This window comes from Ruegeria sp. AN6 (genome assembly GCF_056540425.1).
This window is the reverse complement of sequence record NZ_JBQFWR010000001.1, coordinates 828677-841495: the sequence shown is the minus strand read 5'-3', so window position 1 is coordinate 841495 and position 12819 is coordinate 828677. Positions and strand designations below refer to the sequence as shown.

Annotated in this window: 13 protein-coding genes; 4 read left to right on the top strand and 9 right to left on the bottom strand. The window is 56.8% G+C overall.

What is annotated here, in order from left to right; translation table 11 throughout:
• The 6 genes from ACR0MQ_RS04165 to ACR0MQ_RS04140 all read right to left on the bottom strand — a co-directional run.
• On the bottom strand, positions 1 to 1402 hold a 1402-nt coding region (locus ACR0MQ_RS04165; protein WP_480606132.1), incomplete at its 3' end, for a hypothetical protein.
• Between the two features lie 159 nt (positions 1403 to 1561).
• Complete coding sequence (locus tag ACR0MQ_RS04160) at positions 1562 to 2746, bottom strand: vWA domain-containing protein (RefSeq protein ID WP_170773821.1); 1185 nt, start codon at positions 2744 to 2746, stop codon at positions 1562 to 1564.
• Between the two features lie 4 nt (positions 2747 to 2750).
• Positions 2751 to 2918: a hypothetical protein gene (locus ACR0MQ_RS04155; protein WP_480606129.1), complete on the bottom strand. Its 168-nt coding sequence runs from the start codon at positions 2916 to 2918 to the stop codon at positions 2751 to 2753.
• 6 nt (positions 2919 to 2924) lie between these two features.
• Positions 2925 to 4289, bottom strand: coding sequence for a DUF2927 domain-containing protein (locus ACR0MQ_RS04150; RefSeq protein WP_170773823.1), 1365 nt, complete (start codon positions 4287 to 4289; stop codon positions 2925 to 2927).
• Positions 4286 to 4735, bottom strand: a complete 450-nt coding sequence (locus tag ACR0MQ_RS04145) for an N-acetyltransferase family protein (RefSeq protein ID WP_480606127.1) — start codon at positions 4733 to 4735, stop codon at positions 4286 to 4288. The genes ACR0MQ_RS04150 and ACR0MQ_RS04145 overlap by 4 nt, the downstream gene beginning before the upstream one ends.
• A gap of 90 nt (positions 4736 to 4825) precedes the next feature.
• Positions 4826 to 5671, bottom strand: a complete 846-nt coding sequence (locus ACR0MQ_RS04140; protein WP_480606125.1) for an AAA family ATPase — start codon at positions 5669 to 5671, stop codon at positions 4826 to 4828.
• A gap of 376 nt (positions 5672 to 6047) precedes the next feature.
• Between ACR0MQ_RS04140 and dksA the strand changes: the two genes are divergently transcribed.
• Together dksA and ACR0MQ_RS04130 are read left to right on the top strand one after the other, a co-directional pair.
• Positions 6048 to 6470 (top strand): RNA polymerase-binding protein DksA, encoded by a 423-nt coding sequence (dksA, locus tag ACR0MQ_RS04135; protein ID WP_010440598.1) that lies wholly within the window; start codon positions 6048 to 6050, stop codon positions 6468 to 6470.
• 72 nt (positions 6471 to 6542) lie between these two features.
• Entirely contained in the window at positions 6543 to 7694 is a 1152-nt protein-coding gene (locus ACR0MQ_RS04130; RefSeq protein WP_010440597.1) for an FAD-dependent oxidoreductase, read from the top strand.
• Positions 7695 to 7698: 4 nt separating this feature from the next.
• Here the strand turns inward: ACR0MQ_RS04130 and xth are convergent, their stop codons facing one another.
• Entirely contained in the window at positions 7699 to 8478 is a 780-nt protein-coding gene (xth, locus tag ACR0MQ_RS04125; RefSeq protein WP_010440595.1) for an exodeoxyribonuclease III, read from the bottom strand.
• Positions 8479 to 8758: 280 nt separating this feature from the next.
• Positions 8759 to 9082 carry a HesB/IscA family protein gene (locus ACR0MQ_RS04120; RefSeq protein WP_480455093.1) on the bottom strand — a complete coding sequence of 108 codons (324 nt, stop codon included), beginning with the start codon at positions 9080 to 9082 and terminating at the stop codon, positions 8759 to 8761.
• A gap of 76 nt (positions 9083 to 9158) precedes the next feature.
• Between ACR0MQ_RS04120 and ACR0MQ_RS04115 the strand changes: the two genes are divergently transcribed.
• Entirely contained in the window at positions 9159 to 10316 is a 1158-nt protein-coding gene (locus ACR0MQ_RS04115) for a deoxyguanosinetriphosphate triphosphohydrolase (protein WP_480606120.1), read from the top strand.
• On the opposite strand, the gene ACR0MQ_RS04110 is transcribed toward ACR0MQ_RS04115, so the two are convergent.
• Positions 10298 to 10849, bottom strand: a complete 552-nt coding sequence (locus ACR0MQ_RS04110; RefSeq protein WP_170773834.1) for a molybdopterin-binding protein — start codon at positions 10847 to 10849, stop codon at positions 10298 to 10300. The genes ACR0MQ_RS04115 and ACR0MQ_RS04110 overlap by 19 nt on opposite strands.
• 136 nt (positions 10850 to 10985) lie before the next feature.
• On the opposite strand from ACR0MQ_RS04110, the gene argS reads away from it, so the two are divergent.
• Positions 10986 to 12731 (top strand): arginine--tRNA ligase, encoded by a 1746-nt coding sequence (gene argS, locus ACR0MQ_RS04105; RefSeq protein WP_170773836.1) that lies wholly within the window; start codon positions 10986 to 10988, stop codon positions 12729 to 12731.
• Positions 12732 to 12819: the final 88 nt, after the last annotated feature.

The window sequence follows — 12819 nt, the reverse complement described above, 5'->3', positions numbered from 1 at the left end:
CCGCAGCCTGATAGGTCGCGATCTTGCCCACATTGCTGTTGGCTGAGGCATTGCGGAACGCCGGCGCTGCCGCCTTGGACGCATTCAGGTTGCGCAGCTTATCCGAGCCATAGGGATCGGTGATCGCCGCGACAAGCGGATCGCGGTAATAGCGGTAGCGGTCCTTCTTCCGATCGGAATATGGCTTGTCGTAGCGCAGTCGATAGTCGGTTTCATCATAGAACGTCTTATCATCCGAATAGCTGTAGTCATCAGGATCGTAAGGCACCGGCTGGATCGTTGCCCAGTCCTTGTACCGGTAACCTGGCTGTGGCAGGTCGAGATAACCATGGAACTCGCCCAGCGTCGCCTTGGTCAATGTCCGCCCTTTCGAAGCGTCATAAAAGGCAGCCTCCGCATCTTGCAACGCGTCGCGGGTTTCGTATCTCAGATCCCTCACATCCGCGCGCAGATCGTCGCGCGCCTCTTCATAGGTTTCTGCATCACGCAGTTCATCCTCAAGCGCACTGAGATCGTCTTCGTAATTCGGGTCTGCAGGATCAAGCGCGGCGATGTCATCAGCGATGTCTTCGCTGCTGCGGCCATCATAGCTCTCGTTCAGGTCACGCAGTTCACGGCGCGCCTCATAGAGGTCATCGCGCAGGTCGTAATAGGTTTCCGCCGCAGCCTGATAGGTCGCGATCTTGCCCACATTGCTGTTGGCTGAGGCATTGCGGAACGCCGGCGCTGCCGCCTTGGACGCATTCAGGTTACGCAGCTTGTCCGAGCCATCGGGATCGGTGATCGCCGCGACTAGCGGATCGCGGTAACGACGCGTGCCGGGTTTTTTGTCGACATGGCGCTTGGAATAATAATCCGTACGGGCAACAGGGCGCGGGGAATGCTCGAGCGGAGCTACGGAAGCTTGACGGTAACTTTTCTTTACCGGGTTGGCACTTGTATTGGATTTCGATCGCGTGCGTTTTCCGAAAAGCTGCTCAACATCGCGTTTGAACTCTCGTCCAAAGCCCGCCAGTGTATTTTCCCGTACCTTGCTGTTCTGTCCCTTATTCTTGTTCTTGGCCGACCGTTGGGATTTTGCATTCTGATTTTTATTGAATCTAAAAGCTTTGCCTGAGCGTCGAGTATTGAACTTGGCACCATCTGCATCTTTATCCGTGCTTTTGGCCCCATGGCCATTACCGGATTTTCCTTTGCCGCCCTTGGTGCTGTCATTGCCTTTGCCGGATTTTCCTTTTCCGCCACTGCGGCCTGGTCCCCTCCCGTTACCATTGCTCTTGTCGTTCTTGGCATAAGCCGCATCGGGACCCAGCATAATGGTAGCAACAGCTCCCGATGTAAGAACCAGCGAAGTAACCGTCAAAACAGACGTCAGAATATTGCGGAATTTGGAATTGGTCATCTCAGCCCCCCAGCCTCAAACCCTGCTCGGTATATCATGGATTTGAGAGAGGCGGGGAACTTAGCTTAGATTGTTTCCGGAGTGCTCATTTTGGAGCGTGATTCATTAGATTTCAGCCTGATTGTTTCCCGCTTTCGACCAATCAGAATTCCAACGGCCCTAACGTGTCAGCTCCCGCATACCCTGTTCCAGACCCGCCAAAGTCATCGGCACCATGCGATCTTCAAAAATCTCGCGGATCATACTGATCGAATGGGTGTATTCCCAATACTTCTCGGGCACCGGGTTGATCCATAGGTTCGATGTCCACTGTTCGCGCGCGCGCTGCAGCCAGACCTGACCGGCCTCCTGGTTCCAATGTTCATTTGCGCCGCCGGGGTAGGCGATCTCATAGGGGCTCATCGAAGCGTCGCCAACGAAGATGCATTTGTAGTCCGGCCCGTATGTGCGCAGCACTTCGTGCGTTGGCGTCTGCTGGTCCCAGCGGCGGCGGTTGTCACGCCAGACACCTTCATAGAGGCAATTGTGGAAGTAGTAGTATTCCAGATGCTTGAACTCGGTCCGCGCGGCCGAGAACAGCTCTTCGACCACCTTGATATGCGGGTCCATTGAACCACCCACATCGAGAAACAAAAGCACTTTGACGGCGTTGTGCCGTTCAGGACGTGTTTTGACATCCAGATAGCCATGCTCGGCGGTGGCACGGATTGTGCCATCCAGATCCAGCTCTTCCGCAGCACCCTCACGCGCCCAGCGGCGCAGGCGTTTCAGGGCGACCTTGATGTTGCGGGTGCCGAGTTCAACCGTGTCATCCATGTTCTTGAATTCACGCTTGTCCCAGACTTTAACCGCGCGTTGATGGCGGCTTTCTTTCTGGCCGATGCGCACGCCTTCGGGATTGTAGCCATAGGCCCCGAATGGCGAGGTACCTGCTGTCCCGATCCATTTGTTGCCGCCTTGATGTCGGCCTTGCTGATCTTTCAGGCGTTCGCGCAGTGTCTCCATCAGCTTGTCAAAACCACCCAGCGCCTCGATCTCGGCCTTTTCTTCGGCGCTCAGATGTTTTTCTGCCATCTTTGCAAGCCATTCGGCGGGAATATCGACGGCCTCGAGCACCTGCTCAAAACTGATTGCGTCCAGGCCTTCGAAACTTGCGGCAAAGGCGCGGTCGAACTTGTCGATATTGCGTTCGTCCTTCACCATCGACACGCGGGCGAGGTAGTAGAAAGCTTCGACATCGTAGGTTGCGAGGCCCTTTTTCATTCCCTCCAGAAAAGTCAGGTATTCGCGTAAGGAAACGGGAATACCGGCGTTTCGAAGGTTCTCGAAAAAGGGCAGGAACATATCTTTAAACCAATCGCACCAGAACCAGCGAGATCACCAGTCCGATTAGCGCAAAAGCGATCCCGTATCCGGCAGCATACTGGGCCATATCTGCACTGCTGCCATTGCGTTTCCGCGCAGTTCGAATGCCCAGCAAAGCCCCCAAAAGTGCCATGCCCAAAACCACTACCATATGCCGTTATCCACCCGTACCTGCGGCGGCCGCTTGCGCAATGTCTTGCGATACCGAGCGTGCCACCAATTCCGAGCCGAAGCCGTAGCGCGCCCACCCGATACTGTCCAGCCGAACGCTGCGTGCCTGATCAATTTGCCCAGACTGGCGCAAAGCTTCGGATTTCAGCAGCAACAAAGTCGCAAGCAGCGCGGCGTTTTCGGATCGCGTCATGACATCAATCGCATTGTTCAATTCGGGCAGCGCCTGCGCTCCTTGACCCTGCGCCAAGGCAAATGCCGCAGTCTGGGCTGTGATATGGGCGCGCTGGACCTCTGTTCCGGGTGTGGAGCGCAGGTACTTCTTCGCGATGTCATATTGCCTCTGCGCGGCTTCGGGGTCGTCGAACTGCCCCATGCGCCCCAGCAGGTAATGCGGGTAGGCGCGGCGGTGGTCCGTCCAGCCTTGTTGTTGCCCGATCTGTGCCGCTTCTTTCGCGGCATTGACCCGCTTGGCGGTGCCCGCGCCAGCCCCCAATGCGCGCTGTACTGCGTTTATCCAGGCGCGGGGTGTCTCGGTTACCGGTTGCGGTGCAACGCGATCCCCGCGCGGGTTCAGGCGGCTTAGGACACCGGGCAAAACCGCCGCGACCTGTTCGCTTGTCATACCGTTCTGCAACTCGGGCGAGTAGGCCGTTCGCAGGATCAACATGTCGAACCCGGTCAGAACCGTGTGGAAGTTATCGTCGTTGAACACAGAATCCGGCAGGCGGTAGAGATCGTTCAGCGGCCCAAGGGCCTGAGCCAACTCTTCATGCAGGCAATCGCGAATTTCCTGAGGGCTGGCATCATAGGGGATGAAAATTCCAATCCTCTCGCGGCTGCGAAGTTCGGTCCAGTTGCTTTTCTTCTTCCGCCGGTCGCGGCGGTATTCTTCCAGGCTTGAAGAGTTTGGAACGACGAAACACGCAGCCTGCGGTAGGATGCGGCGGATCTGTTTCTGGCCTACAGCCTCGATGGTGATATTCGCCTGACCCTCTGGAATCTGTCGGATGTCGATCTTCGCCTCCCGTTGCAGCCGTGTCAGTAGCCGGCTCAGGTCGGTCTGCATCGTTGGAGGGGGTGTCCCAGTCAGGCGCACCGTGATCGGCTCGTCGAACCGAGTAAAGACCGGAAGTTCCGCGCCGCTTTCAAGCGCGAAATGCAGCGAGAGGAAATCGGCGGCGATATTCTTGTTTGAACGGGCAGGCGGGCTGGGACGGGCCGCGCCGAAGGATTTAGTCGGCGGCAGCGATGCTTCGATCACCTGGGTACGGGTCGGCGTCTCAATACGGTCGACCGTGGTGCAGGCGGAAAGCGCCGCCAGAAGGAGGGTTGCGCCCAAAAGCCTCATGGTCGCTGATACTTCAGGAACGGCGACAACTTGCCGATGCGGTCATAGAGTTTGCGCGCGGTTTGGTTGTTTTCCTGTGTCAGCCAATAGACTGAGGGGGCTTTCTGCCTGTCCGCTTCGTCGTAGACGGCTTGAATCAAGGCGCGTCCAGCACCGGTTCCACGCGCTTCGGGGCGGGCATAGAGATCCTGCAGATAGCAGACACTTTCCTCTTTCCAGGCGTGGCGATGAAAAAGGTAGTGAGTCAGCCCGAGCAGCTGCCCATCCAGATCGGCGACAAAACAGGAAAAGTCATTCGGATCATCACCTAAGAGCCTTGCAAAGGTGCTTTTGTAAGTCGTATCCGGCACCTCGGTTTCGTAAAATGCAAGGTAGTCACGCCACATCTCCGCCCATTGATCCCGATCCTCTGGTCGCAAAGGGCGGATTGTGGGGGTGGTCGGCATTGTCATGTTTCCTGCTCTGGAGGCCCGATTGTCGCGGGGTTTTTCGTTAACGCAATGCTGACATCCGAGCGTACCGATGACAAGCCGTGATCACCGCTTGCTGCGCGCCATAAAGGCCAGCCGTTCAAACAGATGTACGTCCTGCTCATTTTTTAGAAGCGCACCATGCAGTTTTGGCAGCGCGTTAACGCCGTCGCGCTTCAGATCCTCGGCACTTAAATCCTCAGCTAAGAGCAACTTCAGCCAGTCCAGCACCTCCGAAGTCGAGGGTTTTTTCTTCAACCCCTGTGTCTCGCGGATTTCGTAGAACCGGGTTAGTGCAGTGGTCAGCAGAGCGTCTTTGATGCCGGGGTGATGCACCTCGACGATCCGGCGCATCGTGGCCTCATCCGGGAAGCGAATATAGTGAAAGAAACACCGGCGCAGGAACGCATCGGGCAGTTCCTTTTCGTTATTTGAGGTGATGATCACGATTGGGCGGTTCTTGGCCCTGATCGTCTCGCCGGTCTCGTAGACGTGGAACTCCATCTTATCGAGTTCCTGAAGCAGATCGTTGGGAAATTCGATGTCGGCCTTGTCGATCTCATCGATCAGCAGAACCACCTTTTCATCGGCGTCAAAAGCCTGCCACAGCTTGCCCTTGCGGATGTAGTTCGACACCTCATGCACCCGTTCATCGCCAAGCTGGCTGTCACGCAGACGGCTGACGGCGTCGTATTCATAGAGGCCCTGTTGTGCACGGGTTGTGGATTTCACGTTCCACTCGATCATCGTCAGCCCCAAAGCACCCGCAACCTGTTTCGCCAGCTCAGTCTTGCCGGTACCGGGTTCACCCTTGACCAGCAAAGGGCGTTCCAGGGTGACGGCAGCATTCACAGCAATGGTCAAATCGTCGGTGGCAACATATTCTGCGGTGCCTTGGAAACGTGCGGTCATGGGACCCCTCATTTGGTGTTTGGGCGGTTTTTGCTTTCCACGGGTTACAGAGGGGCAGGTATTTTTACAAGCCGGGCCGCTGCGTCGCGCTGAGATGATTTCTACCGTGAGTTCAATCCCTCTCGGGCGATTCGCCTGCATCAGACTAGCCTGACGTCTATCGGTGCCCGAAAAACGCCATGTGATAACCACAGAAAAACAAGGTTTTGTTGTTACAAGTCTCGTTGTTAGAGCAGGCGGAGTGACGCGGCGACGAGCGACACGTTTGTGTAGTGACAATCTCAGCGCCGTCGGATACACGCTCCGCAGAAGGGGGTGCCGAATGTCAGCTAATACAACAGCAACCGACGTTTCAGGCCATACCGAGGGAGCAAATATGAAGCAGGAAGTTTTTCTGCCGGACGATTATCGACCGGCTGAAGATGAGCCTTTCATGAATGATCGACAGCTTGAGTATTTTCGCCGCAAGCTGATGGATTGGAAGACAGAACTACTCGCAGGCAGCCGCGATACGATCGAAGGGTTGCAGGACAACACCCGTAACATTCCTGATGTCGCCGATCGCGCAAGCGAAGAAACCGACCGCGCGCTGGAACTGCGCACGCGAGACCGTCAGCGTAAGCTAGTTGCCAAGATCGATTCGGCCTTGCGTCGGATTGACGAGGGTGAATACGGGTATTGCGAGAAAACCGGTGATCCGATCTCGTTGAAGCGTCTGGATGCACGTCCAATCGCGACGATGACCTTGGAAGCGCAAGAGCGCCACGAACGCCGTGAAAAGGTCCACCGCGACGATTGATCGCTGGATAATCTAGATAAAACATCAACGCCGGGGCCTGTCGCCCCGGCGTTTTTGCGTTATGGCAGAGCCATGAACATTAACGGTCTGAATTTCTGCGTTATTGGCGGCGGCATTGGCGGTATGGCGGCGGCACTGGCGTTGCGGCAACGTGGGGCCAAGGTCACGGTTATTGAGCAGGCTCCCGAATTGACCGAGGTTGGCGCTGGATTGCAAATCAGCGAAAACGGAATGGTAGTGCTGCGGGCCTTAAACGTCGTGGGCGAACCGCCTGAGGCTGGTTTAAAGTCCTACGGGACGTTACTCCGCGATTTTCGGGCTGGGCGATCTGTCAGTGAGATACCGGCTCCGGTCTCAGGTCCAACCTACTACTATCATCGTGCCGATTTGCTGGGTCTACTGCACAAGGCTGCCCTTCGCGAAGGTATCGAGTTTCGATTGGGTGCAAGGGTTGCACGGGTTTTCAAGCATCCTTCTGAAGCTGAGATTGTTCTGAAGGATGGCACCAGATTAAGCGCTGATTGTGCAATTGCTGCTGATGGCGGACGAAGCAAAATCCGTGCGGGATTGAATGGACCCGAGGCACCCAAGTTCACACATCAGGTTGCTTGGCGTGCAACGATCCCCTGGGCACGGCGCGACCGAAAGCCGTGTGCCGTGCTAACCATGGGACCAGGACGGCATGTCGTAACGTATCCTCTTCGCGACCATACTCTGATGAATGTCGTTGCGATTGAAGAGCGATCTGATTGGCGGGAAGAAGGCTGGCACCGGCGCGGCGACCCTGAGGATTTGCGAGCGCGGTTTTCTAGTTTTGGCGGACTAGTTGGGGACATTCTTGAGCAGGTTCAGGAACCAAATGTTTGGGCATTGTTCCTCCGGCCCGTCGCGGATCGCTGGCAGAACGGACGTGTTGCGCTGTTGGGGGATGCAGCCCATCCGACGTTGCCGTTTATGGCTCAAGGGGCTTGTCTTGCGCTGGAAGACGCTTGGGTATTGGTTCGGTCTTTTGATGAGCAGTCTGGCATACAAAAAGCCCTTGCTACGTACGAGACGTGCCGTCGCCCTCGCGCACGGCAAGTGGTTGCCGCCGCCGGAGCCAATGCGCGCAATTTCCACCTTCGCGGACCCATGAGGATGGCGGCTCAGGCCGCCTTGATGGCTATCGGTCCACGCTTGGCGCGGCGCTATGAATGGATCTACAGCTACGACGCGACGGCGTAAGCCATCAGAGATCGAGATCGACCCAAACCGGCACATGGTCCGAAGGTTTTTCGTGCCCACGAATCTCGAAGTCGATCCGACAATCGCGCATCAGATCTGCTGCCTGCGGAGTCAGAAGGAAGTGATCGATCCGAATCCCGTCGTTTCTGTTCCACGCACCGGCCTGATAGTCCCAGAACGAATAATGACCCGGACCATGCGTGCGAGCGCGGAAGGCTTCAGTAAAGCCCAAGTTCAAGATTTTTCGAAATGCAGCGCGACTTTCGGGCCGAAAAAGAGCGTCCTCGCGCCAGGCGTCGGGTCGTTTTGCGTCCTCGGCTTGCGGAATGATATTGTAGTCCCCGGCCATCAGCGCGGGCTCTTCAGTGGCCAGCAAATCACGCGCGCGTTCATAGAGACGCTCCATCCACGCAAGCTTGTAGTCATATTTCGGCCCCGGCACCGGATTGCCGTTAGGCAGATACAGCCCACAGATGCGAAGAGCTTTTTTACCGATGACAGTCGCTTCGATCCAACGGGCCTGTTCATCGTCGTCATCACCGGGAAGGCCTCGGGAGACATCCTCCAACGGCAGTTTCGAAAGGATTGCGACGCCGTTGAAACTCTTTTGCCCGTGTGTTTCCACGTTGTATCCGCGTTCTTCGAATATCTCGCTTGGGAAATTCTCATCAATCGATTTGATTTCCTGCAGCAAAACGACATCCGGCTGCGCCTCATCCAGCCAACGCGGTAGCGCCTCGGCCCGAGCTTTTATCCCGTTGATGTTGAACGTGGCGATTTTCATGCGCGATCCTCCGGTGCCATCCGCAACCTATCGCGCAGATTGCACCTGACGGCAAGGAACAGAACGGGCCAGCGAGACTCTGCCTCGCGCTCCGAGGTATTTTGGGCCAGATGAAGAAACGGGTTCTTAACCAAACTTGTAAAAAATGATAATGCGGTACAGGCGGAGGCGCCGATGACCGTGCCAGGTGAAGCTCTCTGACCTTGACAGTCAGAGAGCGGATCCCTCTTCATCTGGCTAGAAATACCTTGGGGGTGTGGGGGCAAAGCCCCTACTTTGGCTACATTGAGAAAGATGTACCGCATCCGCAGGAAGACGTGGCATTGGGGTTCTCGATAACAAAGCGCGCACCGATCAGTTCCTGTGTGAAATCGATCACCGCATTTTCCAGAAATGGCAGAGAGATCGAGTCGACGATAACCTTCTGGCCTTTGCCCTCTAAAACTAAATCGTCTTCCTTAGGCTTATCCAGCGCAATTTCGTATTGAAATCCTGAACATCCACCGCCCTCTACTGCGACGCGCAGGGCCTGGCCCTGATCTGCGGCGCCAATCTCAGCCAAGCGATCAAAGGCGCGTTCTGTAACTATTGGGGGCAGATTCATGCCGGTCTCCAAAGGTTTATTTCCTTAGCATCGTACAATATATGAAACCTGAAGACAGGCGACAAGGACAACACCATTGGACAGAGCGGGTTTTGCCTCGGATCCGAGCCGCGCGCGGGGGCGATTGGTGCCGGAAGAAGAGAGCAGCTTTCGTTCATGCTTTCAGCGTGACCGCGACAGGATCATTCATGCCAGTGCCTTTCGGAGGCTCAAGCACAAGACACAGGTCTTTGTTGAGCACGAAGGTGACAGCTATCGTACCCGTTTGACCCACTCAATCGAAGTTGCGCAGGTGGCGCGGACGATTGCTGGCGCTTTGGGATTGAACCCGGAGCTGACCGAAGCGGTCGCTCTGGCGCATGATCTTGGGCACACGCCTTTTGGTCATACGGGAGAGGATGCACTGCACGCGTTGATGAAGCCCTATGGCGGTTTTGACCACAACGCACAGGCCATTCGGATCGTAACCAAACTTGAGCGTCACTATGCCGAGTTCGACGGCTGCAATCTGACCTGGGAATGTCTGGAGGGCATCGCCAAGCACAACGGTCCCGTCGTAGGCGAATTGCCATGGGCGCTGGCCGAGTGCAATCAGGGCTTTGACCTCGAACTCAACACACACGCGAGCGCCGAGGCGCAGGTGGCCGCGCTTTCTGATGACATAGCCTATAACAATCACGATCTGTTTGATGGGTTGCGCGCTGGTCTGTTCAGCGATGACGACATTCAGCAACTACCCATCATCGATGCCTGTTTTGCAAAAGTCGATCGCAGATATCCGGGTCTGGACCCATACCGGCGTCGCCATGAAGCGCTGCGGCGGGTTTTTGGCGTGATGGTCTCGGATGTTATTGACACGTCACGCGCGTTGATCGCTTCTTCAGGGGCGCAATCGGTCGAGGATATTCGGATCCTGGGCTATCCGGTCATTCAGTTCTCAGATGGGTTATGGGCTCAGCTCAAACAAATCCGGGCGTTTCTGTTTTCGCGTATGTATCGCGCACCAAGCGTGATGCAAGTGCGAACCAAGGTCAGCAAGGTCGTCGAAGAGCTCTTTCCGATTTATCTTGCCGACCCGAAGCAGATGCCTGGGCACTGGCACGGCGATATCGAGGCGGCGGCTGACGAAACGGCGTTGGCGCGGATCGTCTCGGATTACATCGCGGGTATGACGGACAGGTTTGCGCTGCAGGACCATGCCCGCCTGACCGGAGATCATTCAATCGCGATATAAGCAATGGCCCAGACTTGTTGGCTGGCCTGCATCTGAGCCAATTCTGCATCATCGGTTGGAGGGAAGACGATCATTGTGGGGCCATAGCCGCCGATTCCCATGGGCACGCCGTCCGCATGGGTGGCTACAATCGGTTGATGTGTTTTGATGCTCTGCCAAGGGATTTCCGCCTGATAGCCGTCCATTGCCATGGGCAGGGCGGATTTACCCTCTGCTCCGGCCAACTTCATTATTTCGGACAGCAGTGGGCCTGAAAAAATATAGTCGCGCTGGCTCTCTGGCGGGCCATAGGGGATAGTGATCTCGATCTGCTCCAATCCCTCCAGCATGGTTGCGTCGAACCCGGCCGCTCCTGCGTGCGTGACTTCGAGGTAACCGAACAGGCCACCGTCATTTTCTGTTCGTGCGGGCAGGTTGATTTCATCGACGGCGCCACCCAGTGTCAGAATGACGTGACCCTCGGGCGTCGATAGTTCGGCCCATGCGGGTATGGCGGCGGATAGAAGCAGGACTAAGGGCAGAGCGCGGTACATGGGGATCTCCGGGGCGTGTGTGGCGTCAGGCCCGAAACTACCCGGCCTGTGCGTTATGCCAAGTACAAACTAAGGGCGTCCATTGACCTTGCCGCGATGCGTGTTAAACCCCGCGACAAGTAAAAGGACATCCGAAATGAACCTGTTTTCCGAGATCCGCGGCCTTGTACTGGACGCGCTGGCACAGATGCAGTCCGAAGGCGCGCTGCCAGAGGGATTGAGCTTTGACAACGTGGCGGTTGAGCCTCCGCGCGATGCAGCGCATGGCGACATGGCGACCAATGCGGCGATGGTACTGGCGAAACCGGCGAAGATGAAGCCGCGGGACATTGCGGATGTGCTGGCAGGCAAGCTGTCTGCAGACGACCGGATCACCAGCGCCGAGGTGGCGGGTCCGGGCTTTCTAAACCTGCGGCTTGCGCCTTCGGTCTGGCAGGGGGTGTTGGCTGCGGTGCTGGAAAAGGGCACCGATTATGGCCGTTCGACCATGGGGCATGGTCAGAAGGTCAACGTGGAGTATGTCTCGGCCAACCCGACCGGCCCGCTGCATGTGGGCCACACGCGGGGGGCTGTGTTCGGTGATGCGCTGGCAAGCCTGCTGGACTATTCGGGCCATGATGTGACACGCGAATACTACATCAACGATGGCGGCGCGCAGGTGGATGTGCTTGCGCGCTCGGCCTATGAGCGGTATCGCGAGGCGAATGGTCTAAGCCCTGAAATTGCCGAAGGTCTATACCCTGGCGACTACCTGATCCCGATTGGCGAGGCGCTGAAAGAGAAATATGGTGATAGCCTGATCGACAAGCCGGAAAGCGAATGGCTGGAAGAGCTGCGCAACTTTGCCACCGACGCGATGATGGACCTGATCCGCGCCGACCTGAAGGCGCTGGGCGTCGAGATGGACGTGTTCTTCTCAGAGAAGTCGCTCTACGGCACGGGTCGGATCGAGGCAGCGCTGCAGTCTTTGACCGACAAGGGCTTGATCTATGAAGGTGTGCTTGAGCCGCCCAAGGGCAAGAAGCCCGAGGATTGGGAGCCGCGCGAACAGACCTTGTTCAAGTCGACCGAACACGGGGATGACGTGGATCGCCCAGTCAAGAAGTCGGACGGCAGCTGGACCTATTTTGCCCCGGATATCGCCTATCATTACGACAAGGTGAGCCGCGGGTTTGACGCACTGATCGATGTGTTCGGTGCGGACCACGGCGGCTATGTCAAACGGATGAAGGCGGCAGTGTCGGCTCTGTCCGATGGCAAGGTGCCGCTGGATATCAAGCTGACGCAACTGGTGAAGCTTTGGAAGAATGGCGAGCCGTTCAAGATGTCCAAACGGGCAGGGAACTTTGTCACCCTGCGCGATGTGGTCGATCAGGTCGGGCCGGATGTGACCCGTTTCGTGATGCTGACTCGCAAGAACGACGCGCCGCTGGATTTCGATTTCGACAAGGTGCTGGAACAAAGCCGCGAGAACCCGGTGTTCTACGTGCAATACGCCCATGCCCGCGTCATGAGTGTACTGCGCCGCGCGGCCGAAGCCGGGATCGCGGCCGATGATGCGACCCTTAAAGGGGCCGATCTGGGCAAGATTGATCACGCCTCTGAGCTGACTGTTGCCAAGAAGCTAGCGGAGTGGCCACGGCTGGTGGAAATCGCTGCGCGCACCAACGAGCCACACCGGGTCGCATTCTATCTCTATGAATTGGCAGGGGATTTTCATGCGCTGTGGAACAAAGGCAATGACGAAACTCAGCTGCGCTTTATCCAGGATGGCGATGTTGCCACAAGCCAATCGAAAATCGCATTGGCACGCGCTGTTTCTGTTGTGATTTCAGCGGGCTTGGGTATTCTTGGCGTTACCCCGGCGCAGGAGATGCGGTAAACAATATCGCCCGAACCGCCGGTACGAGGTAGGCAAGAAATGACCCGCGCGCCATCTTTTTAAGGCGCGAAACGGGCGGTGAGGCGGA